The organism is Vibrio cionasavignyae (assembly GCF_050337155.1).
GTDB classification, from domain to species: domain Bacteria; phylum Pseudomonadota; class Gammaproteobacteria; order Enterobacterales; family Vibrionaceae; genus Vibrio; species Vibrio nomapromontoriensis.
This window is the reverse complement of the sequence record NZ_JAKJSR010000009.1, coordinates 34,017-57,979: the sequence shown is the minus strand read 5'-3', so window position 1 is coordinate 57,979 and position 23,963 is coordinate 34,017. Positions and strand designations below refer to the sequence as shown.

The following is a 23,963-nucleotide window of genomic DNA, read 5'->3' as shown; positions in this document are numbered from 1 at the left end:
CGCTAGCGACGGTTTAAACATTCGAAGCACAGATAAACTGTTGCGTGGTAATAGAACCATAAAATATAACGCATTGGTTTGTATTGCCATTGACTGCGCTTATCAAAGACACCTTAAAGCAACAATGCCCAATCAATAGCTATTGATTGGGCATTGTATTACGAGCTTAAATCGTTACAAGCGTTCTTCTAACCAAACGCGTACCGACAGAAGCGCTTCTGGCAATGCCTCAACATCTGTGCCTCCAGCTTGGGCCATATCTGGACGGCCACCGCCTTTACCACCAATCTGTTCCGCTACCATCTTAACGAGATCACCCGCTTTGACTTTACCGATAAGATCTTTTGTCACACCAGCAATAAGACCTACTTTTCCATCCGCTACGTTGGCAATCAAAATAACGCCGCTACCCACTTGGTTCTTAGCATTATCGACCATAGTACGTAAGTTTTTATTGTCAGCACCTTCAATCGCTGCGACCAATACTTTTGTCCCTGCGATTTCTTCAACTTTACCCATGATATTGGCACTTTCTGCCGCCGCCATCTTGTCTTTCAGTTGTTGAATTTCTTTTTCAAGCGACTTCGACTTTTGAGCCGACTCTGCAAGTTTAGCTTCTAGTGCATGCTGTTGAGCTTCCACAGCATCAAGTGCTGTTTCACCCGTTACCGCTTCAATACGACGGATCCCGGCAGCAATACCACCTTCTGACGTGATCTTAAACAGACCAATATCACCGGTATTTTGTGCGTGAATACCGCCACACAATTCCGTTGAGAAGTCACCCATTGAAAGTACGCGAACTTCTTCGTCATATTTCTCGCCAAAGAGCGCCATCGCGCCTTTTTTCTTCGCCGATTCAATGTCCATAACTTGAGTTTCAATGCTATGGTTAATTCGAACCTGCGCGTTAACAAGTCGTTCAACTTCTTTAATTTCTGCTTTTGTCATGGCTTCTAAATGAGAGAAGTCAAAACGCAAGCTGTCGGCTTTAACCAAAGAGCCTTTCTGTGCAACATGTTCACCTAATACTTGACGCAATGCCGCGTGCAATAAGTGGGTCGCCGAGTGATTCAAAGTAATCGCAGCGCGACGCTCAGCATCAACGATCGCATCCACATCATCATTTTTAGCAAGCACACCTTCAATCAGCTCGCCATGGTGTGCAATCGCATTACCTAGCTTTTGAGTATCTTCAACTTTGAAGCGTCCTGCCGATGTTTTCAATACACCAGCATCACCACACTGACCACCAGACTCAGCGTAGAAAGGCGTTTCTTCAAGAATCACAATCGCTTTATCGCCCGCAGAGAGTGCGTCGACTTCGTTGCCTTCAACAAATAGTGCTGCAATCGTGCTAGCACCTTGCGTCGCGCTATAACCACAGAACTCGGTGTTTGTGTCAACTTTAATCGTCGCATTGTAATCAGTACCAAATTGACCCGCTTCGCGAGCACGTTGGCGCTGTGCTTCCATTGCTTTTTCAAAGCCAGCTTCGTCAATAGTAAACTCGCGTTCACGAGCCACATCATTGGTTAAGTCAGCAGGGAAGCCGTAAGTATCGTAAAGCTTAAACACGGTTTCGCCATCAAGGATTTTCTCGTCGCCAAGTGCGTCCAGGGCGTCATTTAGGATGACCATGCCACGCTCAAGTGTGCGGCTAAAATTTTCCTCTTCGATACGTAGTACTTTTTCAACCAGCGCCTGCTGCTTCTTCAGTTCTTCGCCAGCCGTGCCCATGATCGTAGCCAGAGTGCCAACAAGTTTATAGAAGAACGCACCTTGTGCACCCAGCTTGTTACCGTGACGTACAGCGCGACGAATAATACGACGTAATACGTAACCACGACCTTCATTTGAAGGCATCACACCATCAACGATCAGGAATGAACATGAACGAATGTGGTCAGCAATTACACGTAACGACTGGTTAGACAGGTCTTCATAACCAATCGTCTCTGCCGCGTCTTTGATTAGTGTTTGGAAAACATCGATTTCATAGTTGGAGTGCACCCCTTGCATGATGGCAGAGATACGCTCAATACCCATACCCGTATCTACTGACGGCTTAGGTAATGGCTCCATCGTACCGTCGGCATGACGGTTGAACTGCATAAATACGTTGTTCCAGATCTCGATAAAGCGGTCGCCATCTTCTTCAGGCGTGCCAGGGCGTCCACCCCAAATGTGCTCACCGTGATCATAGAATATTTCCGTACAAGGACCACATGGACCGGTATCACCCATCTGCCAGAAGTTATCTGACTCATAGGCTTTACCGCCTTTCTTATCACCAATACGAATAATACGGTCAGCAGGAATGCCAACTTTTTTATTCCAAATCTCAAACGCTTCGTCATCTGTCTCGTAGATAGTGACTAATAGGCGCTCTTGTGGAAGTTTCAATGCTTCCGTCAGGAATTCCCATGCAAAGCCAATCGCATCTTCTTTGAAGTAATCACCAAAGCTGAAGTTACCCAGCATTTCGAAGAAAGTATGGTGACGAGCAGTAAAACCAACGTTTTCAAGATCGTTGTGTTTACCACCAGCGCGCACACAACGCTGTGACGTCGTCGCACGCGTATAGCTGCGTTTTTCTGAACCTAAGAAGCAGTCTTTGAACTGGTTCATACCGGCGTTAGTGAAAAGCAACGTTGGGTCATTGTGAGGAACCAATGATGAACTTTCTACGATTTGGTGCCCTTTGCTCTCAAAGAACTTAAGGAACGCGTTGCGAACCTCATCTGTGCTCATGTACATGCAGCTTTTCCTGAAATAATTCGAGTTAGATTTTGGGGACATATTGTAACCCCATGAATAAGCATTCGCCTAGTCTTCTCATAAAAAAGGACAGAAACAAAGCGATTTCATCGGTCATGTTAGGCAAGAAAAGTGATGTCTGCTACACAGGCTTTGCCGATAAAAATAATAAAGCCCCGCATTAGCGAGGCTTCATTCAATATTCAATCTATTTTAGGATGAGACAATCTCAGCGTTAGAATTCTTCTTCTGCTGGAGCTTCGCCTTTTTCAGGCTCTTCTGGTAGCGCAGGGGTAAGCAACATTTCACGAAGTTTTGTATCAATCGCTAGTGCAGCCTCAGGGTTTTCACGAAGATATTTACCTGCGTTTGCTTTACCTTGACCAATTTTATCGCCATTGTAGCTGTACCATGCACCTGCTTTTTCAACCAACTTATGTTTCACGCCTAAGTCAATCAACTCACCTTCACGGTTAAAGCCTTTGCCATACAGAATTTGTGTTTCAGCTTGCTTAAATGGCGCAGCAATCTTGTTCTTAACAACCTTAATACGTGTTTCGTTACCAACAATCTCATCGCCTTCTTTGATAGAACCTGTACGACGGATATCAAGACGAACTGATGCATAAAACTTAAGTGCATTACCACCTGTCGTCGTTTCTGGGTTACCAAACATCACACCAATCTTCATACGAATTTGGTTGATGAAAATACACATACAGTTAGATTGCTTAAGGTTACCTGTTAGCTTACGCATTGCTTGAGATAACATACGAGCTTGCAGACCCATGTGGCTATCGCCCATTTCGCCTTCAATTTCAGCTTTTGGGGTTAGTGCTGCAACGGAGTCGACAACCATGACATCAATCGCACCAGAGCGTGCTAGTGCATCACAAATTTCAAGTGCTTGCTCACCCGTATCTGGCTGAGAAACCAACAACGCATCGATATCTACACCTAGCTTTTTAGCATAAATAGGGTCTAGCGCGTGTTCAGCATCGATAAAGGCACAAGTTTTACCAGCACGTTGCGCTGCCGCAATCAGTTCGAGTGTTAACGTGGTTTTACCTGATGATTCTGGACCGTAAACTTCAACGATACGTCCCATTGGCAGGCCACCCGCTCCCAACGCGATATCAAGAGAAAGTGAACCCGTTGAGATAGTTTCAACATCCATCGTACGGTTGTCACCAAGGCGCATGATAGAACCTTTACCAAATTGTTTTTCAATCTGACCTAGTGCTGCTGCTAATGCCTTTTGTTTATTCTCGTCCATTACTTTCTCCACAAGTATCCGCTAGGGATAACACGCTATGCGCAATTCTTAAAATAAGTGAGCGGTTAGTATTAAAAGTGACCGCGATATGGTTTTATTATACTGTTGATTCATACAGTGTCCATAGCTGTATGAAAATTTTATTGGTTTATTTAAAAGGGAGCCCTTCTAGAAGCGAATGATACAAGATGAGCAAAGCATGCAACACCGCTTGTTGTCTGACTTGCGCACGATCTCCACTAAAACAACACGTCTCTGTCATGCTCCACCCAGAAGAGGATGCCCAAGCAAAACATACCGTCCCTACCGGTTTATCTTCTGTCCCACCGCCAGGTCCTGCAATACCACTAATTGCAATACTTAACGTTCCATTAGAAAACTGCAACGCGCCTCTCGCCATTTCAGTCACAACCGCTTCACTCACCGCCCCTTCTTGATGCAGCGTTTCGGACGATACTTGCAACATCTCAAATTTGGCTTCATTGCTGTAAGTCACAAAAGCGCGGTCAAACCACGCCGAGCTCCCTGCTATATCGGTAATCGCTGTCGCGACCCCACCACCAGTGCAGGACTCCGCGGTGACCAGCTGCTGATTTTTATCGAGGAGCAGCTCCCCAAGGGTTGCGCTTAATTCTTGAATATTGTGCATAAATCCCATCCTTCAATGCCGTTAAAACATCACGGTCGTACAGTTACCAACAATGTCTCTTTCCGCTCAGGGCGGTTTCACGTATCCTAACAACACTCCAAACTAGCAGCAAAGATGTCACAGTGAAATCGGAACAAAAACACACGCCAATGATGCAGCAATACCTGAAGCTAAAAGCTGAAAACCCAGAGATATTGCTTTTTTATCGCATGGGAGATTTCTACGAGTTATTTTATGACGACGCAAAAAAAGCGTCTCATCTACTCGATATCTCTCTAACCAAACGCGGCGCCTCTGCTGGCGAGCCGATTCCAATGGCGGGTGTTCCCTTTCATGCCGTAGAAGGCTATCTCGCAAAGTTAGTACAGTTAGGTGAATCTGTCGCTATCTGTGAGCAAGTGGGCGATCCTGCGACGAGCAAAGGCCCGGTAGAACGCCGAGTCGTTAGGATCGTAACACCAGGCACAGTGACTGACGAAGCGTTACTCTCTGAGCGACTCGACAATCTAATTGCCGCAATTTATCACCACAATGGTAAATTTGGCTATGCGACTTTAGATATCACCTCTGGACGATTCCAGCTTTGTGAGCCAGAAACCGAAGAAGCGATGCTTGCAGAGCTGCAAAGAACAGCGCCTAAAGAGCTGCTCTTTCCAGAAGATTTTGAACCAGTTGATATTATGGCGAGCCGCAACGGTAACCGTCGCCGACCTGTTTGGGAATTTGAGATAGAAACAGCCAGACAACAGCTCAACCAACAGTTCGGCACCAAAGATCTGGTTGGCTTTGGTGTTGAACAATGTCTGCTTGGACTATCTGCAGCAGGGTGTTTGATTCAATACGTCAAAGATACTCAGCGAACCGCACTGCCTCATATCCGCGCATTGACACTTGTCAGCCAAGATCAATCCGTGATCTTGGATGCGGCGACACGACGCAACCTTGAGCTCACACAGAATCTATCTGGCGGTTACGACAATACTCTTGCTGAAGTGCTTGATCATACAGCAACAGCCATGGGTAGTCGTATGCTTAAGCGTTGGATTCATCAGCCAATGCGTTGTCAAAAAACACTCAACTATCGTCTCGATGCTATCTCAGAGCTAAAAGAAGACACGCTATTTTCTGAACTTGCTCCAGTCCTTAAACAGATTGGCGATATCGAACGTATATTGGCGCGCCTTGCATTGCGTTCTGCTCGACCTAGAGACATGGCTCGCCTACGTAGTGCCATGCAACAACTGCCTGATCTTGCCCTCAGTTTAGAGTCGGTGTCACACCCATATTTACAACAGCTCGCTCAGTTTGCAGCACCCATGAACGACGCCTGTGAATTGTTAGAGCGAGCCATTAAAGAAAACCCACCAGTTGTGATTCGCGACGGGGGGGTTATTGCTGATGGCTATCATGCTGAGCTTGATGAATGGCGTGAGCTTGCCAATGGCGCAACGGCTTACTTAGATAAACTGGAACTCGATGAGCGTGAACGTCACGGTATCGACACCTTAAAAGTGGGCTATAACAACGTCCATGGTTTTTTTATTCAGGTGAGTCGTGGTCAGAGCCACCTTGTCCCAGCACATTACGTACGCCGCCAAACGCTAAAAAATGCCGAGCGCTACATTATTCCGGAGCTTAAAGAACACGAAGACAAGGTTTTAAGCTCGAAATCTAAAGCACTTGCGATTGAAAAGCAGCTCTGGGAGTCGCTGTTTGATCTCCTGCTCCCGCAGCTTGAGCAATTTCAAAACTTGGCATCAGCACTGTCTCAACTCGATGTACTGCAAAATTTAGCAGAACGCGCTGAAAGCCTAGACTATTGCCGTCCGACCATCAGCGAAAAAGTAGGATTAAGTATACAAGCTGGTCGCCACCCTGTGGTCGAGCAAGTGATGAACGACCCGTTTATTGCCAACCCAATTTCACTGAGTGCACAACGACAAATGTTGATCATTACCGGACCTAATATGGGGGGTAAATCCACCTATATGCGTCAAACGGCACTGATCGCCCTACTGGCTCACATTGGATCTTATGTCCCAGCAGAGAGCGCTGAAATTGGATCGATTGATCGTATCTTCACTCGCATAGGCGCTTCTGATGACTTAGCATCAGGTCGCTCAACCTTTATGGTAGAGATGACAGAAACCGCGAACATTTTGCACAATGCTACCCCAAATAGCTTGGTATTAATGGACGAGATAGGACGCGGTACTAGCACCTATGACGGTCTGTCCCTTGCCTGGGCAAGCGCCGAGTGGTTGGCTTCAAAAATTGGCGCGATGACCTTATTCGCCACTCACTATTTTGAACTCACTGAGTTGCCTAACCAATTACCACACCTTGCTAACGTGCATTTAGATGCGGTTGAACATGGTGATTCCATTGCCTTCATGCATGCCGTTCAAGAAGGTGCGGCAAGCAAATCTTATGGGTTGGCTGTTGCTGGGCTTGCTGGGGTACCAAAAGCGGTCATCAAAAATGCGCGTCAAAAACTTAGCCAGCTAGAGCAACTAGCACAAAAACCCATGCCTTCCTCTTCTCAAGTAGATGTGGCGAACCAACTTAGCCTGATCCCTGAGCCAAGCGAAGTCGAAGAGGCATTAGCGGGGATTGATCCCGATGACCTCACTCCGCGTCAAGCACTTGAAGCTCTTTATCGCCTTAAGCATATGTTGTAGATCTCGCTATAACCGCTAGTTACACATGCGAAAAAGCGACCATTAGGTCGCTTTTTTAACATTAAGTTGTACGTGCTTATAAACAAGATCAAAGTGGGCAATGCGTCGCACAAAGGGAGCGATTTAACACTACATCCAACGTCTGCTCTTGCCCATCGAGCTCAACATGTAAAGGGTACACATCATCTCTATTAGGCTGCTTAGGATCCGTATACCGAGGCGCTTCCACTTGAAACAACGCAGATACTTGCTGCTTTCTTACGTCAATGGGCAATGAGTAAGTCATGCCGTTAAATTTTACTGACGCCGACAATAGACCTGATCGATACGTTTTGTAGTAAAGATCCACCTTAAACTCACAACCACCACCATGGTGCCAAATTTGCTCCATGGCCACGTATTCTAAGCGAACATGAGGAATAAATTGCAAGTAAGGCAAATGCCAAATGCCCATTCTTGGGTCATTTTCAGGCGACGTCACTCCTAATGAACATTGAGGCGTTGCAGCCTCTTCATCGACGAGTAAATCCTCTTCATCATACTCAAGGAACAGCACTTCAATGCGATTACGTCCAAGCTGTAGATGTGGTCGCACTTCTTTACGGTATGTCACTTCACTGCCGTCGCAATCCATAACAGCAACACCGTTAACTCTTACTTCCGCAAAGTAATCAATACCGGAAAAAACGAGATCGACAGCTGGATGAGACAAGTCGTGCTCAGTCAGCTCAAAATCATGCATCAGATGCCATTCTTGCTCAGCAATCGTTGCTTCAGACAAGGTTTCTGGGAGGATTTGACTAAGGGCACCGGGAAATTGCAGATCCCCTTGAGGAATAGAAAGATCGGTCAGCGGGGAAAGCTGCCAATAACCTGAAATGTTTACTTTCATTGTAATAATGAGACCTACGCCGTATTTTGCGCAGTATAGTCAAATTGTTGCTAGAAAGATACCGTTGTTAAAAACATGAACAAGAGACAAAAAAGGCCAGCAATGCTGGCCTTTCAATCAATGACGCTTACTCTTCGTCAGCGTCATCTTCTTCGGTATATAAAGCGTCTTCGCCTTCGTAGTACGTACCCCAACCATCGTAGATGATGTCGTACTTTTCAGCGAGGTTCACAAGCTTTTCAACCTGAGCATCTATTTGCTCAGCGTTTAACGCTGATTCCATCGTCGCATCACAACAAAGCAGCTTATTGCCATCTTCGTCTTCTGTTTCTTCAGCTTCAAGTACTTCAAAGCCCAGTTTGAACGCCTCGACCACCGCTTTTTCTAGACGCTCAAAATCTTCAGCGAAAAAATGATGCTCGATCTCATAAAGAGAGTCTGGATCACTACCATCTTCAATTAATGCTTGAATGATATCGCGAGTTTCTTCCTTTTGAATTTCGATCAATTCTTCAACGGTTAGATACTCATCTTGTTGAGACATAAAAGTGCTCCAGCTAAATTAGGTTATCGGACGAATAATACGGTATGTCGCTATAAATCGAAAGATCGAAGCGAGATCTTTCGCAACAAATTTTCGCTGTTGTTGATTTTTGCAGATCGATCTAGATCACAGATACATAAATTTAACATTTCACTGTTACATTACCTGTCATGCCAATTCATGTCGTAATGCGCCGTTTTAGCGTCATAATCACCAGAGAAAAATTATGACTTCATTTTGCATATCATCTCGCCGCACCTCAGAGCACTCATGTGGGTTTTAATCACTGAGCGAGGGAAAAACCATAGCATTTTGTGTATTTATGCACAGATAATCGATGAATAGTAATGCCTTGCTCGCTGGTCTTGCTGAATATTCAAGCAATAATGCAACGCTTACGCCGTTGACCAAAGCAGAAAATTTGTCTGCTTTGTATTCGAAATATAGCCATTAGTTGCTGCATATTGGCCTATTTGCAGCAACTAACGCCAGTTTCCACACTTGCATCTTGATAACAAGCTTGTCATAAATAGCGCATTCAAAATGGAAAGGAATCACAATGAGCACGTTGTACGTAGGGTCCGAAGTTGGCCAGTTGCGCCGAGTATTACTAAATCGCCCGGAAAGAGCGCTTACCCACCTCACACCATCCAATTGTCATGAACTGTTGTTTGATGATGTGCTGGCAGTAGAAGCTGCTGGGGTTGAACACGACGCGTTTGCTGACACACTGCGTAGCCAAGAAGTCGAAGTACTACTACTTCACGACCTTCTCGTAGAGACACTCGCAGTGCCAGAAGCTAAATCTTGGCTGCTTGAAACTCAAATCTCAGATTATCGTTATGGCCCTATCTTTGCTGGTGAGCTAAAAATATACCTGGCGGAGATGGACAACGAGCACCTTGCCTCGATTTTACTTGGCGGCCTTGCTTACTCAGAGCTCCCCATTAAAACCACGTCAATTTTACAAAAAATGAGCCGCCCACTCGATTTCGTTATCGAGCCTCTACCTAATCACCTATTTACTCGTGATACTTCATGCTGGGTTTATGGTGGTGTCTCATTGAATCCAATGATGAAGCCAGCTCGTCAACGCGAGACTAATCATTTGCGTGCTATCTACCGCTGGCATCCTACTTTTGCCGGCCAAGATTTCATCAAGTACTTTGGCGATGAAGACTTACACTACGACAATGCCAACATTGAAGGTGGCGATGTTCTTGTCATTGGCAATGGCGCCGTACTTGTCGGAATTTCTGAGCGTACAACTCCACAAGGTGTCGAAAACTTAGCGGCCAATCTTTTTAAAACTGGTCAAGCAAGCCAAGTGATTGCTCTGGATCTTCCTAAACATCGCTCTTGCATGCATCTTGATACAGTCATGACACATATGGACGTCGATACTTTCTCTGTCTACCCAGAAATTATCAGTGACAAGCTTGATACATGGCGACTCACTGCCGCTCCTGAAGGAAATATGCAAGTTGAAAAACTGCCTAACTATTTAACTGCATTGGAAAGTGCTTTAGATGTCGATAAATTGAATATCATTACGACTGGTGGTGACAACTATGAGGCCGAGCGTGAACAATGGAACGACGCAAACAATGTGCTTACCGTGAAGCCTGGCGTTGTCATCGGTTACGAGAGAAACGTCTATACTAATGAAAAATATGATAAAGCAGGAATAGAGGTTCTCACTATCCCTGGTAACGAACTAGGCCGAGGGCGTGGTGGCGCACGCTGTATGAGCTGTCCAATAGAACGTGATGGCATCTAATCATCGCTAGAATAAAGCGCCATATTGGCGCTTTATTTAACTTAAAAGAAAAATAAATATTCACTTTAAAAGCATTTATATGTATAAATAAGCTAACCCTCACTCACTAGGTACGGCACATGGCTTATAACTTACGTAATAGAAACTTTTTAAAGCTTCTAGATTTTACGCCCAAAGAAATCCAATTCCTTCTCGACCTTTCTCTGTCTTTAAAATCGGCAAAATACGCAGGCACAGAACAAAAAAAATTGGTCGGAAAAAATATTGCTTTGATCTTTGAAAAAGCCTCTACCCGTACCCGATGTGCTTTTGAAGTAGCGGCGTTTGACCAAGGTGCACAAGTCTCTTACCTAGGGCCTTCTGGGTCTCAAATCGGCCATAAAGAGTCAATGAAAGATACGGCACGGGTCTTAGGTCGAATGTATGACGGCATCGAATATCGAGGCTTTGGACAAGAGATTGTTGAAGAGCTTGGCGCACACGCAGGTGTCCCAGTCTGGAATGGCTTAACCGATGAATTCCATCCAACACAAATCTTAGCGGATTTTCTCACTATGCTTGAGCATGGCAAAGGAAAACAACTGCATCAAATGACCTTCGCCTACCTTGGTGATGCCCGTAATAACATGGGCAACTCTCTTATGGTGGGCGCGGCAAAAATGGGTATGGATATTCGCTTAGTGGCTCCAAAAGCCTTTTGGCCAGAACAGAAGTTAGTCGAAGAGTGCCAGGCTATCGCAGAAAAAACAGGCGCGACGATCACCTTAACGGAGAATGTAGCGCAAGGTGTTAAAGGCTGTGATTTTCTCTATACCGACGTGTGGGTATCGATGGGCGAACCTGCTTCGGCTTGGGAAGAACGCATTGCACAAATGAAGCCTTACCAAGTCAATATGGCCATGCTTGAATCCACTGGTAATCGTGATGTGAAATTTATGCACTGCCTACCAGCATTCCATGATGACCAAACGACTATAGGCAAAGAGATTGCGGAAAAATATGGTCTTAATGGTTTAGAGGTCACTGATGAAGTGTTTGAATCCGAACATTCTATCGTCTTTGATGAAGCAGAGAATAGAATGCACACCATAAAAGCGGTGATGGTTGCGACACTTGGCAATGGATAAAAAGTCACAATATAACGGTTAAACCTTTGATGTAATCGCTTGCGCTCACAGTTGTTAAGAGTATAATCCTCGGCAATTTGTCAGGGGGATAGTACATGGCGCAACCGAGTTTCATTACATTGCTGAGCTTTACTACATGTTTAAGCGTTAATGCAGTGGCAACTCACGATAGGTTCTTTACTTATCACGCACCGTTATTATTTCCTATTGAATACTAAGCCTCCCGCTATGGGGGGCTTTTTTATGGCTGCTAACTCTGGTTTAGTTTTAACTATAGGGAAGATAAACATGGCGAATACGCTGTACCAAAAGCACATTATCTCAATTCCTGAGCTGTCTCGTGAAGAGCTAGAACTCATCGTGGAAACGGCTGGACAACTTAAGTCAAACCCACAACCTGAGCTGATCAAAAATAAGGTGATCGCGAGCTGTTTCTTTGAACCCTCAACTCGTACTCGCCTATCATTTGAAACAGCTATCCAACGTATTGGTGGCGATGTCATTGGTTTTGATAGTGGCGGCAATACATCGCTGGCTAAAAAAGGCGAAACGCTTGCTGATTCCGTTCAAGTTATCTCCTCATACGTTGATGCTTTTGTTATGCGCCACCCACAAGAAGGGGCTGCTCGCCTTGCGTCTGAGTTTTCAAATGGCACGCCTGTTATCAATGCCGGTGATGGTGCGAATCAACACCCAACACAGACTCTTCTGGATCTCTACAGTATTTATGAAACACAAGGGCGACTCGATGACATCAATGTCGCATTCGTCGGTGATCTAAAATATGGTCGAACGGTTCACTCGTTAACTCAAGCGCTAGCAAAGTTTAATAATGTGCGTTTTTATTTCATCGCGCCAGAGGCACTTGCCATGCCTGACTATATCTGTGAAGAACTAGAAGAATCGGGCATCAAGTTTAGTATTCACCAAGATATTGAAGAAGTTGTACCTGAATTGGACGTACTCTACATGACCCGAGTGCAGAAGGAGCGATTTGATGAATCCGAATATGCGCACATCAAATCAGCCTACATCCTATCAGCTGAGACATTGAAACAAGCACGCGACAACCTAAAAGTACTTCACCCTCTTCCTCGTGTTGATGAAATCACCGTGGACGTTGATAAAACGCCTTACGCTTACTATTTCCAGCAAGCAGAAAACGGCGTATATGCGCGTGAAGCACTCTTAGCTCTTGTGTTAAATGAAACGTTGTAAGGTAGGCATAACATGACTAAAGAAACTCAACTACAAGTCGAAGCAATTAAAAACGGCACGGTCATTGATCATATTCCGGCCAATATTGGCATCAAGGTATTAAAGCTGTTTGCCATGGATCAGTCCCAACAACGTGTGACGATTGGTTTAAACCTTCCTTCTTCAGCGTTGGGCACTAAAGATCTACTCAAAATTGAGAATGTCTTTGTGAGTGAAGAGCAAGCCAACAAATTGGCTCTTTATGCACCTCATGCCACGGTTAACCAAATCGAAAATTATGAAGTCAGTAAGAAGTTAGCGCTGGAATTGCCTGAACATATCAATGGTATCTTTGAGTGCCCAAATACTAACTGTATTACTCATAATGAGCCGGTAGACAGTAGCTTCCAAGTCTTCGAAAAGCATGATGACATTCGCCTCAAATGTAAGTACTGCGAGAAAGTGTTTGCCAGAGAGATCCTAACTGAGCGCTAATCACGATAGTGTTATTAATCAAGCCTACTAAATGTAGGCTTGATTTTTATGGAGCCAGTTGGCAGTCTAGTCTTATATTATTTCCCCTAAAACAATGGAAGATGAACAATGACTAAAGTACTTCATACTGAATCGGCTCCAGCTGCAATTGGCCCTTATGTTCAAGGCGTCGATCTCGGCAATATGGTTCTGACTTCAGGTCAAATTCCAGTCAACCCTATTACTGGCGACGTCTCTGATGATATCTCTGAACAAGCTCGTCAATCTCTTGATAATGTAAAAGCAGTCGTCGAATCATCAGGTCTCACTGTTGGAGATATTGTAAAGATGACGGTTTTTGTTAAAGATTTGAATGACTTTGGTACGGTCAATGAAGTCTATGGCAAGTTTTTTGATGAGCATGAAGTTGCTAACTACCCAGCTCGTTCATGTGTTGAAGTCGCACGCTTACCAAAAGATGTGAAGATTGAAATCGAAGCCATTGCGGTTCGTAAATAACACGCCACTGGCTTATTTCACTATCGATTCATTAAGATATTGAAACGTCAGACACTAAAAAGGGTTGTTCACACAACCCTTTTTATTATTTCTTTTTATTGAGTTCGATAACTTCCGCATCAAGCTGCTCTAGCTTATGCTTCATCTGCTCTCGACACAGGTTAGCAAGTTCTCGAATATTCTCCTTACTGCACCCTTCGGTAGAAACAGGTGGCAGCATCTCAACTATGATATGACCATTATCCCACTTATTCAGCTTTAAGTGAGAAGTACTGCTACACACGATAGGGATAATTGGCACTTTCGCACCTATTGCAGCATGAAATGCACCGGTTTTAAAGGGTAACATCCCGCGTCCACGTGAACGTGTTCCTTCCGGAAACATCCAAACCGATAGGTTGCTTTTCTTCATGCTATCGACAACTTGGTCAATCGTTCCCTTCGCCTTGCTGCGGTTCGCACGGTCAATCAAAATATTCCCCGTGAGATAATACAACTGCCCAAAAAAGGGCATCCACGCTAAGCTCTTTTTCCCAACTGTTACAACATTAGGTGTCACAGCAGCAGAGACGGTAAATAAATCCCAATTGTTCTGGTGGTTAGCAATGTAGACATGCTGACCACGCTGATAGGCATCTTCTGGCAATCTAAGTTCGAGCTTAACGCCAAAGACTTTAGACATAGCGCCAAAATAGCGGCCAAATCTAAATACGTGTTTTGGATTTCTTGGGCTCAACAAACAGTAGCCACACCCAAAAACAAACATGACGATAGCGAAAATAGCCACTGCGATGCAGCGGAAAAAAGCGATCATTTTGTGCTCCGACAAATATCAAAAAAAAGCCGAAACCTCTCGATTCCGGCTAATTGCTATTACTTAAATACTATTCTGAGCCCTGAATGCGAGTAATATTCGCACCGAGCAACGTTAGCTTATCTTCAATGCGGTCATAACCACGATCAATGTGGTAAATACGATCAACTATCGTTTCGCCTTTCGCAATACAGCCTGCAATAACCAAGCTTGCTGATGCTCGAAGATCCGTTGCCATCACTTGAGCACCACTTAACGAGTCAACATCGCCACAAATCACGGTATTGCCTTCAATGTCAGCTTTTGCACCCATTCTCATCAGTTCAGGTACATGCATGAAGCGATTTTCGAAGATGGTTTCGGTGATAACGCCACCACCTTTTGCCATAATATTTAATAGCGTAAACTGCGCTTGCATATCCGTTGGAAACCCTGGATGAGGAGCGGTACGAATAGAGACAGCTTTTAGATCACGTCCGGTCATATCAAGCGATATCCAGTCTTCACCACTTTCAACCTTTGCACCCGCTTCTTCAAGCTTAGCGATAACAGCTTCTAACAAATGCGCACTGGTGTTACGACATGTTACTTTACCGCCAGAAACTGCAGCGGCAACCAAAAATGTTCCGGTTTCAATGCGATCCGCAACCACACTATGTTTGCCACCAGAAAGGCGCTCAACACCTTCAATGGTAATCGTATCCGTACCTGCGCCAGACACTTTTGCTCCGATCGCATTCAGGAAGTTCGCCGTGTCAACAATTTCAGGCTCGCGCGCCGCATTATCTAGAACGGTCTTACCTTCTGCTAAGGTCGCAGCACACATAACGGTAATCGTCGCACCAACACTCACTTTGTCCATGACAATATGAGCGCCCTTAAGACGACCATCGACTTCAGCTTTCACGTAACCATCTTCTAATGTGATGGTCGCGCCAAGCTGTTCAAGGCCGTGAATATGCAGATCAACGGGTCTAGCACCAATTGCGCAGCCACCAGGAAGAGACACTTGGCCTTTACCAAATCGAGCCACCAGTGGACCTAAAGCCCAAATCGAGGCACGCATGGTTTTCACTAAATCATAAGGTGCGCAAAATTCATTAATTTGGCTACCATCGACATGAACTGAACCATTACGGTGAACTTTAGCGCCTAGACGGCCCAGCAGCTTCATCGTGGTATCGATATCACGTAAACGAGGAACATTCGCTACTTCTACTGGCTCTTCTGCAAGAATCGAAGCAAACAAAATTGGTAGTGCTGCATTTTTAGCACCTGAGATCAACACTTCACCTTGTAGCGGCGCGTCCGATCCAATAACTTTAAACTTATCCATTACTTAACCTTACAGTGACATCAACTTTTTATCTCGAGCCCACTCTTCTGGAGTAAAGGCTTTTATCGAGACGGCGTGGATGTCATTACGCTGAATGTATTCCATCAGAGGCTTATAAATCATCTGCTGTTTTTTAACTCGGCTCATGCCTGCGAATTGAGCATCTACTGCGATCACTTCGTAGTGGCTACCTTCACCTTTAACATGTACTTCTTCTAGGTTTAGTTCGCTTTGCAATAGTTCCTGTACTTTTGTGCTATCCACAAGATACTCCTAAATGTGTTTCTCAATTACCGATTCAACATTACTTAGCTGAAACAACATTTTCAGCTCGTCGGGCACGAAGCTGAGCATTATATGACACTTTCGATTTTTTGCATGCTCTATTAAGTGAATTAGCATCACCATACCAGCAGAATCTATACGTGCTACCTCTTTTAGAGACACATTAATACTAGATTCAGGGTAGTCAAGCGCCTCAATTTGCTTCCAAAGTGAAGGAACGCTATCGCGAGTCAAGATACCGCTGAGACATAAATTGCTGCCATCACTAAAGTCGAATTTAGCACTCACTGTCCTGATTTCCCTTCAAATCGAATCGATGCCTGAGATAAGGTTTCCAATTCTTTAGCAACGGAGAGGATGCCTTCTTGACGAATTTTGCTGTTCCACTCTGATTGCTTACTCGACAATAGGCTTATACCTTCGGCGATCATATCAAACGCTTTCCAATCGCCTGTTTTCTTATCTTTTCTTAGTTTAAACTCAAGATTAATGTTAGGTCTTGGCGAATCCAATATCGTGACTCGAACGCCCGTTATCGTGGTTTTATCGTCAATAATAGGCCTAGGTCCAAATTGAATCTCTTGTCCAGTATATTGAGTTAACACTTGCGCATAAGAGGTGACGAGATATTCGCGAAAAGCTTTTGCAAACTCTAATACGTCCTCGCGCTTCGCCCCTTTTAAATTCGGACCCAGCAATTTCAATGCCGCATAGCGATCGTTAACGTAGGGCATCAGCTCTTCCTCAACCACCACTTTTAGGTAATTAGGGTCACGTTGAACTAACGACTGCTCTTTTGCTAATCGCGTAAAAGTGCGATCCGCCACCTTTTGCATCATCTCGTAAGGCTGACTTTTATCAATGTCCTGAGCCGACACGCTAAACGTGCCTAAAACAACCATCAGCATCACCCAAATTCTGATCATCGTATTACTCTTTGTTAGTATCATCTGAATTTCCTCCAATGCTGTATAGTACTTGACCTATCATATCTTCCAGTACTAAGGCTGACTTGGTGTCTTCTATTCTGTCTCCATCCACCAAGTACTCTTCATCATCAAATATAAAGCCTGGAACGAGACCAATATATTGCTCACCAATTAACCCAGACGTGAGTATTTGCGCACTGGAAGTGTCTGGAAACTGATAATCAGCATTAATCGATAACTCAACAACCGGTAAATAGCTTTCCTTATCTAGGTGTATCTTACTAACTCGCCCTACAACTACCCCACCAACCTTGACTGGAGAGCGTGCTTTTAAGCTACCAATGTTGTCAAACCGAGCCTCTAACGTATAAGTATCCGTTGAACCAAGCCCTTTAACGTCAGCAACCTGAAAAATGATAAACAAAATTGCGCAAAGTCCCGTGAGAACAAAGCCACCCACCCACAATTCTAGCTTTCTAGTTTGTTGCATTCATAATTCCTTTATTCTCAATTGCCAAACATCAATGCGGTTAGTACAAAATCCAACCCTAATACCGCCAGCGACGAATGAACAACCGTTCTTGTTGTCGCCTGACTGATGCCTTCGGATGTAGGTACGGCATCGTAACCATTAAATAGGGCTATCCAAGTCACCGTTATCGCAAATACAATACATTTTAAAGCACTGTTACCAATGTCTCTTCCCAGTTCTACCGAAGACTGCATCGCCGACCAAAAGCTCCCATGGTCGATGCCTTTCCAGTCCACACCGACTAACTGTCCACCCCAAATACCAATGGACATAAAAATCATCGCCAGTAATGGCATCGAAATAACACCAGCCCAGAAACGAGGGGCAATCACGCGTTTTAGCGGATCCACGGCCATCATTTCCATACTCGATAGTTGCTCTGTCGCTTTCATCAAGCCAATTTCCGCGGTTAACGCTGAACCAGCTCGACCAGCGAATAACAATGCCGTCACAACCGGCCCGAGCTCCCTTAGCAATGACAAAGAGACCATTTGTCCAAGACTACCCTCTGCACCATAATCCACCAGCACAACATAACCTTGTAAGCTTAACACCATGCCAATAAACAAGCCTGAGACGCTAATAATGGCAAGAGACTGTACACCGACATTGTGCAATTGCTTCATTAACAAGGGGAAGTGTTTCACCGGTTGAGGTTTGGATAGTAGGACTCCCAATAAAACAAAGGTTGCACGCCCCCATGACTGACAAAACATCAAAGTGCGATGACCGAGCTTTTGTACCAGTTGCAACATATTAAAAAAGATCCTGTTCTAGTGACTTGGCAGGATAGCGAAAAGGCACAGGGCCATCGGCATCACCAACTAAAAACTGCTGAACTCTCGGATCTGGGTCATTCCTAAGCTCTTCAGGTGAGCCTTTGGCAACCACTTTACCGTCGGCCAACAAATATACCCAGTCCGCAATGGACATCACTTCAGGGACGTCATGTGAAACGACGATAGAGGTAAGGTTGAGCGCCATATTTAGAGAGCGAATGAGCTCAACTAAAATCCCCATGGTGATAGGATCCTGCCCAACAAAAGGTTCATCATACATAATAAGATCAGGATCAAGTGCGATCGCTCTGGCCAATGCGGCTCGCCGCGCCATACCACCAGACAACTCACTCGGCATTAACTGAGCGGCCCCTCTTAGGCCAACGGCCTCAAGCTTTAGCAACACTAAGGTTCGTATCAAGGGTTCGGAAAGTTGGGTATGTTCTCGAAGGGGGAAGGCGACATTGTCAAAGACCGTAAGATCGGTGAACAGTGCTCCAGACTGGAACAGCATACTCATTTTTTTTCTTACGTCATATAAACGCTTACGAGATAATGAGGGAATATTATCGCCTTCAAACCATATTTCGCCACGATCTGGATACAGTTGCCCACCAATTAGGCGAAGCAATGTTGTTTTACCTATTCCAGATGGCCCCATGATTGCCGTGATCTTCCCTTTAGGCACATGCAATTCAATATCATCGAAGATAACACGTTCACCTCGAGAGAATGACAGTCCTTTCACGGAAACCAAGTCATTGTTTGACATAGTGTTCCTTATCAATAAAGCCTAATCCTTAGAGGCTTTCATCATAATGATCGTAACGCCCAATGAAAACCCTAAAATGACGACGGTTGGAGATAGAGTAGCAAACACATGTGAGTATTCATCACATTTCCAGCCAATAATGGTATGTACATTCATACGGCACTTTGATTCGCCTCTATTATTAGCGTATATGGTTCTGAAACATATTGTCATTTTATTTGTTGATTAGCTTCCATTTTGGATGCTAAACCGTCAAAATTACCCGCCAAATATCTTAGTAAAAGTGAATGGATCTAAAGCATGCTTGAAGCAGTGGTGTTTCTTATAATTGGTCTGGTATTCCTGGTATGGAGTGCAGACAAACTCGTTTATGGTTCCGCAGCATTAGCTCGTAACTTTGGTATATCACCGCTTGTTATCGGTATGACAATCCTTGCTATGGGCTCTTCTGCACCAGAAATGATGGTTTCTGCAACGGCGGCTCTGGAAGGAAAAACAGATACCGCCGTTGGTAACGTTCTTGGCTCAAACATCGCCAACATAGCACTGATCCTTGGTATCACCGCTATGATCAAGCCGCTTTCAATCTCATCTGGCATTTTAAGACGTGAACTCCCGCTCATGATTGCGGTCACACTAATTGCCGGCATTTTACTTTGGGACAGTCACCTCGGTTTTTATGAAGGCATCATTTTATTTGCGTTATTTGGCGCTTTTATTATCGCCATGCTTCATATCAGCAAAGCGGAAAAAGCCAGTGGCGGAGACGTCATGCTTGACGATCAGGAATCTGAGATTCCAGAAGGGGTGAGCAACGGCAAAGCGGCTATGTGGGTTATTATCGGTCTAATTATTCTCCCTATCGCTGCTGACCGCCTCGTTGATAGTGCCGTGACCATTGCACAATTCTTTGGTATGAGCGACTTGGTTATTGGTTTAACCATCATTGCTATTGGCACCAGCTTACCTGAACTCGCGGCTTCTTTGGCTGGTGTGTTAAAAGGCGAAGATGACATGGCCGTCGGTAATATTATTGGCTCTAATGTCTTTAATATTCTTGCAGTCATGGGCATACCTGGCGTATTAAATCCGTCAGTATTGAGCGAATACGCCATGGGTCGTGACTTTTGGGTCATGCTAGGTGTGTCACTGTTACTTGTGATCATGGCACTCGGAAAATCTAGAAGCATCAACCGTCTAGAAGGTTTCATATTATTTGCTTGCTTCCTAGCTTATCAAATCTATCTCATCGCCAATATGGCTGCTTAGGAGTCACATTATGTCTTCATTTGATTATATCGGTTCAGCAAAGCGCGTATTGGATACTGAAATCTTGGCACTACAGAACCTTGAGCATTATATCGATGCTAATTTTGCAGCGGTTTGTCATAGTATTTTGAACCATCAAGGCAAAGTGATTGTCATGGGGATGGGCAAGTCTGGCCATATTGGAAAAAAGATGGCTGCGACCTTTGCTAGTACTGGGACATCCGCCTTTTTCGTACACCCAGGCGAAGCTGCGCATGGTGACTTAGGTATGATTGAAGCTCAAGACCTCGTTATCGCGATTTCTAATTCAGGTGAGTCCCATGAAATCATCAGTCTTTTCCCTGTCTTCAAACGCCTAGGGATCACGACGGTAAGCATGACAGGCAAGCCAACCTCGACAATGGCTAAGCTCTCCGATCATCACTTACAAATCACAGTGCCAAAAGAAGCATGCCCATTAGGTCTAGCGCCTACATCAAGCTCTACCGCCACTCTTGTCATGGGAGACGCCTTAGCTATCGCCCTGCTTGAAGCGAGAGGGTTTAGTGAAGAAGATTTCGCACTCTCTCACCCTGGTGGTGCGCTTGGTCGTAAGCTATTGCTAAAACTAAGTGACATCATGCACTCTGGAGAGGCATTGCCCTTTGTTACCCCAGAAACACTCATCCGCGATGCCCTACTAAGAATTACCGAAAAAGGGCTAGGTATGACCGCCGTGGTCAATAAGTCTCGCGAGCTACTGGGTATTTTCACCGATGGCGATTTGCGCCGTATTTTAGATAAACGCATTGATATTCATACCACGAGTATTGGTGAGGTTATGACACTCAACCCAACCACAGCAACGCCAAACATGCTTGCGGCAGAAGGGCTGCATCTAATGCAATCTAAAAATATCAATGGCCTAATTTTACTAGAAGACAACCAGGTTGTTGGGGCGCTCAACATGCACGACTTACTCAAAGCAGGTGTGATGTAATGACTCAAATGACAGAAACACTTTATGGGCCGATAAAAACCACGGTTGTTGAGCAAGCAGCACAAATCCAACTGCTTATTTGTGACGTAGATGGGGTCTTTTCTGATGGCCTTGTCTATATGGGTAATGATGGCGAAGAACTAAAAACCTTCCATACTCGCGATGGATATGGCGTCAAAGCGCTAATGAATGCGGGCATTGAAGTGGCGATCATTACTGGCCGAACATCACAAATTGTTGAGAACCGAATGAAAGCTTTAGGTATTTCTTTGATTTATCAGGGCCAAGATGACAAGGTTATTGCGTACCAAGATATCTGTAATAAACTCAATATAGCCGCCAACCAAACCGCCTATATCGGTGACGACCTCATTGATTGGCCGGTTATGGAACAAATTGGCTTTAGTGTTTGTGTGGCTGATGGGCACCCATTATTGGCAAGAAAAGCAGACTACGTCACTTCAATACCAGGGGGACGCGGCGCAGTTCGAGAGGTTTGCGATATTATTTTAGAATCCAAAGGACAGCTAGAACTTCATAAAGGTTTGAGTATATGAGTCTATCTCGTACTCTTTATACCCTTTTATTCATCATATCGCTTGGTTGCGCGTATTACCTCTATACCAAAGAGGATACTGGCGTTATTCAAGTTGCACCGAATATTGAACTTCCAGCCTTCAGTGGTAAAGATCTGCTTAACATCTCTTACTCTGATAATGGTGTGCGCAGCTACAGCATTAGCTCCGTCTATCTTGAACATTTTTCGAAAAAAGGCGACACGGTATTTGACCGCCCAGTACTCAAGATCTATGCACAAGGCACCACTCAAGAGTGGGAAATATCGGCAGCAACAGCCATTCTAGATAAACAAGATGTCTTAACGCTCTATGACGACGTCATTGCTAGAAATTTGCTTGATGACTCCGGTTTCGATACTTTATCGACAGACCAGATGAGCATTCAGTTAGACAATCGTGATTTTTGGGCAGATACTAACGTTCTTATGTTAGGCCCACAGTTTGAAACGCGTGGGGATGCGATGAAAGGAAACTTCGCAGACAACCTCGCAGAGCTTTATAAAAAAGTGAATAGTAAATATGAAACTCTCACACCTTAGCCTTGGGCTTTGCCTGATATTACCAGTAGCGGCATACGCACTCTCTACGGATACGGAGCAACCCGTGTATATCGACTCTGACAGTCAGCAACTTGATATGAAAAGCAATCAAGTTACGTTCGTCGGCGATGTAAAACTAAAGCAAGGCAGCATTAATATTAACGCTGACAAAATCATCGTCACCAGAGAAGCAAAAACTGGAGCCCTTCAAGTCATTGAAGGGTTTGGTAACTTAGCGACGTTCTCACAATTGACTGACGACGGTAAAACCTTATATGGCGAAGCAAAGACGTTACATTACTCCCTACAAAATGATCAATTGACGATGACGAACCAAGCCATGTTATCTCAAGATGGCAGCATCATTCGCGGCACCAAGATTCGTTATAGAATTTCGTCGCAAAAACTGATTGCCGACGGTAACTCAAATGAACGGGTATCGACCGTTCTTCAACCTCAACAAGCTCAAGAGTAAATATTTCGATTATGGCGCTACTTAAAGCAACTCACTTAGCAAAAAGCTATAAAAATCGAAAGGTCGTTTCTGACGTGAGTCTCTCCGTAGAATCGGGCCAGATTGTCGGCTTACTCGGCCCTAACGGTGCAGGTAAGACGACGTCTTTCTATATGATTGTCGGACTTGTTGCGCGCGATGAAGGTTCTATCACCATTGATGACGAAGACATCAGCATTTTGCCGATGCACAGCCGCGCAAAAATGGGTATAGGCTATCTGCCGCAAGAAGCGTCTATTTTCAGAAAACTCAGTGTTGAACACAACATATTGGCAGTACTGGAAACTCGAAATGAGTTAACGCAAGAAGAGCGTCAAGATCGCTTAGAAGACCTACTTGAAGAGTTTAGTATTCAGCATATTCGCAAAAGTGCCGGAATGGCATTGTCTGGTGGCGAGCGTCGCCGAGTAGAAATAGCCCGAGCATTGGCCGCGAACCCACAGTTTATCTTACTCGATGAACCTTTTGCTGGGGTTGATCCAATCTCGGTTATTGATATTAAAAAAATCATCGAGCATTTAAGAGACCGAGGTCTAGGTGTATTAATCACAGACCATAACGTTCGTGAAACACTGGATGTCTGTGAAAAAGCCTACATCGTCAGCCAAGGACACTTGATCGCCGAAGGAACACCGGAAGATGTTCTCAATAATGAACATGTAAAACAGGTTTATCTCGGAGAACAATTCCGACTATGATTTAATAGTCAGGTAGAACATTTATTAATAGGCCAACAAG

Annotated in this window: 26 protein-coding genes; 12 read left to right on the top strand and 14 right to left on the bottom strand. The window is 44.7% G+C overall.

All coding sequences use genetic code 11. The annotated features are described in order from the left end of the window. Positions 1–174: 174 nt before the first annotated feature. The 3 genes from alaS to pncC form a co-directional block, all read right to left on the bottom strand. Positions 175–2,760, bottom strand: coding sequence for an alanine--tRNA ligase (gene alaS, locus L4D74_RS00880; protein ID WP_428750312.1), 2,586 nt, complete (start codon positions 2,758–2,760; stop codon positions 175–177). Positions 2,761–2,995: 235 nt separating this feature from the next. After that, entirely contained in the window at positions 2,996–4,036 is a 1,041-nt protein-coding gene (gene recA / locus L4D74_RS00875) for a recombinase RecA (RefSeq protein WP_428750311.1), read from the bottom strand. A gap of 148 nt (positions 4,037–4,184) precedes the next feature. Further along, the gene (pncC, locus tag L4D74_RS00870) at positions 4,185–4,685 is read right to left on the bottom strand and encodes a nicotinamide-nucleotide amidase (RefSeq protein ID WP_428750310.1); all 501 of its coding nucleotides are present in this window, start codon (positions 4,683–4,685) and stop codon (positions 4,185–4,187) included. Positions 4,686–4,807: 122 nt separating this feature from the next. Here pncC and mutS point away from each other — a divergent pair, with 122 nt between their 5' ends. Then, a complete protein-coding gene (gene mutS / locus L4D74_RS00865; protein ID WP_428750309.1) occupies positions 4,808–7,366 on the top strand; it encodes a DNA mismatch repair protein MutS in 2,559 nt (852 codons plus the stop codon). A gap of 88 nt (positions 7,367–7,454) precedes the next feature. Here mutS and L4D74_RS00860 read toward each other — a convergent pair whose 3' ends face one another. Then, the gene (locus L4D74_RS00860) at positions 7,455–8,258 is read right to left on the bottom strand and encodes a glycosyl hydrolase 2 galactose-binding domain-containing protein (protein ID WP_428750308.1); all 804 of its coding nucleotides are present in this window, start codon (positions 8,256–8,258) and stop codon (positions 7,455–7,457) included. A gap of 127 nt (positions 8,259–8,385) precedes the next feature. Continuing rightward, positions 8,386–8,802, bottom strand: coding sequence for a ribonuclease E inhibitor RraB (rraB, locus tag L4D74_RS00855; protein ID WP_250615864.1), 417 nt, complete (start codon positions 8,800–8,802; stop codon positions 8,386–8,388). Positions 8,803–9,361: 559 nt separating this feature from the next. On the opposite strand from rraB, the gene arcA reads away from it, so the two are divergent. The 5 genes from arcA (at position 9,362) to L4D74_RS00830 (ending at position 13,899) form a co-directional block, all read left to right on the top strand. Continuing rightward, entirely contained in the window at positions 9,362–10,582 is a 1,221-nt protein-coding gene (gene arcA, locus L4D74_RS00850; RefSeq protein WP_428750307.1) for an arginine deiminase, read from the top strand. 119 nt (positions 10,583–10,701) lie between these two features. Beyond that, positions 10,702–11,709, top strand: coding sequence for an ornithine carbamoyltransferase (argF, locus tag L4D74_RS00845; RefSeq protein WP_428750306.1), 1,008 nt, complete (start codon positions 10,702–10,704; stop codon positions 11,707–11,709). Between the two features lie 288 nt (positions 11,710–11,997). Further along, entirely contained in the window at positions 11,998–12,927 is a 930-nt protein-coding gene (gene pyrB / locus L4D74_RS00840; RefSeq protein WP_428750305.1) for an aspartate carbamoyltransferase, read from the top strand. A gap of 12 nt (positions 12,928–12,939) precedes the next feature. Beyond that, entirely contained in the window at positions 12,940–13,401 is a 462-nt protein-coding gene (pyrI, locus tag L4D74_RS00835; protein WP_428750304.1) for an aspartate carbamoyltransferase regulatory subunit, read from the top strand. Positions 13,402–13,509: 108 nt separating this feature from the next. After that, positions 13,510–13,899 carry a RidA family protein gene (locus L4D74_RS00830; protein WP_428750303.1) on the top strand — a complete coding sequence of 130 codons (390 nt, stop codon included), beginning with the start codon at positions 13,510–13,512 and terminating at the stop codon, positions 13,897–13,899. An 85-nt stretch (positions 13,900–13,984) separates the two neighbouring features. Here L4D74_RS00830 and L4D74_RS00825 read toward each other — a convergent pair whose 3' ends face one another. From L4D74_RS00825 to L4D74_RS00785, 9 genes are all read right to left on the bottom strand, one after another. Further along, entirely contained in the window at positions 13,985–14,713 is a 729-nt protein-coding gene (locus L4D74_RS00825) for a 1-acylglycerol-3-phosphate O-acyltransferase (RefSeq protein WP_428750302.1), read from the bottom strand. Positions 14,714–14,783: 70 nt separating this feature from the next. Further along, positions 14,784–16,049, bottom strand: coding sequence for a UDP-N-acetylglucosamine 1-carboxyvinyltransferase (murA, locus tag L4D74_RS00820; RefSeq protein WP_428750301.1), 1,266 nt, complete (start codon positions 16,047–16,049; stop codon positions 14,784–14,786). 9 nt (positions 16,050–16,058) lie between these two features. Beyond that, the gene (gene ibaG / locus L4D74_RS00815; protein ID WP_250615872.1) at positions 16,059–16,313 is read right to left on the bottom strand and encodes a BolA family iron metabolism protein IbaG; all 255 of its coding nucleotides are present in this window, start codon (positions 16,311–16,313) and stop codon (positions 16,059–16,061) included. Positions 16,314–16,322: 9 nt separating this feature from the next. Continuing rightward, positions 16,323–16,622, bottom strand: a complete 300-nt coding sequence (locus L4D74_RS00810; RefSeq protein ID WP_428750300.1) for an STAS domain-containing protein — start codon at positions 16,620–16,622, stop codon at positions 16,323–16,325. After that, positions 16,619–17,260, bottom strand: a complete 642-nt coding sequence (locus L4D74_RS00805; protein ID WP_428750663.1) for an ABC transporter substrate-binding protein — start codon at positions 17,258–17,260, stop codon at positions 16,619–16,621. The genes L4D74_RS00810 and L4D74_RS00805 overlap by 4 nt, the downstream gene beginning before the upstream one ends. A gap of 4 nt (positions 17,261–17,264) precedes the next feature. Beyond that, positions 17,265–17,753, bottom strand: a complete 489-nt coding sequence (gene mlaD / locus L4D74_RS00800; RefSeq protein WP_428750299.1) for an outer membrane lipid asymmetry maintenance protein MlaD — start codon at positions 17,751–17,753, stop codon at positions 17,265–17,267. A 17-nt stretch (positions 17,754–17,770) separates the two neighbouring features. Further along, positions 17,771–18,550, bottom strand: coding sequence for a lipid asymmetry maintenance ABC transporter permease subunit MlaE (gene mlaE / locus L4D74_RS00795; protein WP_428750298.1), 780 nt, complete (start codon positions 18,548–18,550; stop codon positions 17,771–17,773). A 1-nt stretch (position 18,551) separates the two neighbouring features. Further along, positions 18,552–19,346 (bottom strand): phospholipid ABC transporter ATP-binding protein MlaF, encoded by a 795-nt coding sequence (gene mlaF, locus L4D74_RS00790; protein WP_428750297.1) that lies wholly within the window; start codon positions 19,344–19,346, stop codon positions 18,552–18,554. Positions 19,347–19,367: 21 nt separating this feature from the next. Next, the gene (locus tag L4D74_RS00785; RefSeq protein ID WP_428750296.1) at positions 19,368–19,502 is read right to left on the bottom strand and encodes a hypothetical protein; all 135 of its coding nucleotides are present in this window, start codon (positions 19,500–19,502) and stop codon (positions 19,368–19,370) included. Positions 19,503–19,646: 144 nt separating this feature from the next. On the opposite strand from L4D74_RS00785, the gene L4D74_RS00780 reads away from it, so the two are divergent. Genes L4D74_RS00780 through lptB form a run of 6 tightly spaced genes read left to right on the top strand, consistent with a single transcriptional unit; the run spans position 19,647 to position 23,923 of the window. Next, positions 19,647–20,615: a calcium/sodium antiporter gene (locus tag L4D74_RS00780; protein ID WP_428750295.1), complete on the top strand. Its 969-nt coding sequence runs from the start codon at positions 19,647–19,649 to the stop codon at positions 20,613–20,615. 10 nt (positions 20,616–20,625) lie between these two features. After that, positions 20,626–21,594: a KpsF/GutQ family sugar-phosphate isomerase gene (locus L4D74_RS00775; RefSeq protein ID WP_428750294.1), complete on the top strand. Its 969-nt coding sequence runs from the start codon at positions 20,626–20,628 to the stop codon at positions 21,592–21,594. Next, positions 21,594–22,151 (top strand): 3-deoxy-manno-octulosonate-8-phosphatase KdsC, encoded by a 558-nt coding sequence (gene kdsC, locus L4D74_RS00770; RefSeq protein WP_428750293.1) that lies wholly within the window; start codon positions 21,594–21,596, stop codon positions 22,149–22,151. The genes L4D74_RS00775 and kdsC overlap by 1 nt, the downstream gene beginning before the upstream one ends. Beyond that, on the top strand, positions 22,148–22,711 hold the full coding sequence (gene lptC / locus L4D74_RS00765) for an LPS export ABC transporter periplasmic protein LptC (protein WP_428750292.1): 564 nt from the start codon (positions 22,148–22,150) through the stop codon (positions 22,709–22,711). The genes kdsC and lptC overlap by 4 nt, the downstream gene beginning before the upstream one ends. After that, positions 22,692–23,186 (top strand): lipopolysaccharide transport periplasmic protein LptA, encoded by a 495-nt coding sequence (gene lptA / locus L4D74_RS00760; protein WP_428750291.1) that lies wholly within the window; start codon positions 22,692–22,694, stop codon positions 23,184–23,186. Before lptC ends, lptA begins: the two co-directional genes overlap by 20 nt. Before the next feature lie 11 nt (positions 23,187–23,197). Then, complete coding sequence (lptB, locus tag L4D74_RS00755) at positions 23,198–23,923, top strand: LPS export ABC transporter ATP-binding protein (RefSeq protein WP_428750290.1); 726 nt, start codon at positions 23,198–23,200, stop codon at positions 23,921–23,923. Positions 23,924–23,963 lie beyond the last annotated feature (40 nt).

Bases quoted from the DNA above. Each gene is read 5' to 3' on its own strand.
- alaS (WP_428750312.1), bottom strand. From the start codon at position 2,760: ATGTACATGAGCACAGATGAGGTTCGCAACGCGTTCCTTAAGTTCTTT.
- recA (WP_428750311.1), bottom strand. From the start codon at position 4,036: ATGGACGAGAATAAACAAAAGGCATTAGCAGCAGCACTAGGTCAGATT.
- pncC (WP_428750310.1), bottom strand. From the start codon at position 4,685: ATGCACAATATTCAAGAATTAAGCGCAACCCTTGGGGAGCTGCTCCTC.
- L4D74_RS00860 (WP_428750308.1), bottom strand. From the start codon at position 8,258: ATGAAAGTAAACATTTCAGGTTATTGGCAGCTTTCCCCGCTGACCGAT.
- rraB (WP_250615864.1), bottom strand. From the start codon at position 8,802: ATGTCTCAACAAGATGAGTATCTAACCGTTGAAGAATTGATCGAAATT.
- arcA (WP_428750307.1), top strand. From the start codon at position 9,362: ATGAGCACGTTGTACGTAGGGTCCGAAGTTGGCCAGTTGCGCCGAGTA.
- argF (WP_428750306.1), top strand. From the start codon at position 10,702: ATGGCTTATAACTTACGTAATAGAAACTTTTTAAAGCTTCTAGATTTT.
- pyrB (WP_428750305.1), top strand. From the start codon at position 11,998: ATGGCGAATACGCTGTACCAAAAGCACATTATCTCAATTCCTGAGCTG.
- pyrI (WP_428750304.1), top strand. From the start codon at position 12,940: ATGACTAAAGAAACTCAACTACAAGTCGAAGCAATTAAAAACGGCACG.
- L4D74_RS00830 (WP_428750303.1), top strand. From the start codon at position 13,510: ATGACTAAAGTACTTCATACTGAATCGGCTCCAGCTGCAATTGGCCCT.
- L4D74_RS00825 (WP_428750302.1), bottom strand. From the start codon at position 14,713: ATGATCGCTTTTTTCCGCTGCATCGCAGTGGCTATTTTCGCTATCGTC.
- murA (WP_428750301.1), bottom strand. From the start codon at position 16,049: ATGGATAAGTTTAAAGTTATTGGATCGGACGCGCCGCTACAAGGTGAA.
- L4D74_RS00805 (WP_428750663.1), bottom strand. From the start codon at position 17,260: ATGATCAGAATTTGGGTGATGCTGATGGTTGTTTTAGGCACGTTTAGC.
- mlaD (WP_428750299.1), bottom strand. From the start codon at position 17,753: ATGCAACAAACTAGAAAGCTAGAATTGTGGGTGGGTGGCTTTGTTCTC.
- mlaE (WP_428750298.1), bottom strand. From the start codon at position 18,550: ATGTTGCAACTGGTACAAAAGCTCGGTCATCGCACTTTGATGTTTTGT.
- mlaF (WP_428750297.1), bottom strand. From the start codon at position 19,346: ATGTCAAACAATGACTTGGTTTCCGTGAAAGGACTGTCATTCTCTCGA.
- L4D74_RS00785 (WP_428750296.1), bottom strand. From the start codon at position 19,502: ATGAATGTACATACCATTATTGGCTGGAAATGTGATGAATACTCACAT.
- L4D74_RS00780 (WP_428750295.1), top strand. From the start codon at position 19,647: ATGCTTGAAGCAGTGGTGTTTCTTATAATTGGTCTGGTATTCCTGGTA.
- L4D74_RS00775 (WP_428750294.1), top strand. From the start codon at position 20,626: ATGTCTTCATTTGATTATATCGGTTCAGCAAAGCGCGTATTGGATACT.
- kdsC (WP_428750293.1), top strand. From the start codon at position 21,594: ATGACTCAAATGACAGAAACACTTTATGGGCCGATAAAAACCACGGTT.
- lptC (WP_428750292.1), top strand. From the start codon at position 22,148: ATGAGTCTATCTCGTACTCTTTATACCCTTTTATTCATCATATCGCTT.
- lptA (WP_428750291.1), top strand. From the start codon at position 22,692: ATGAAACTCTCACACCTTAGCCTTGGGCTTTGCCTGATATTACCAGTA.
- lptB (WP_428750290.1), top strand. From the start codon at position 23,198: ATGGCGCTACTTAAAGCAACTCACTTAGCAAAAAGCTATAAAAATCGA.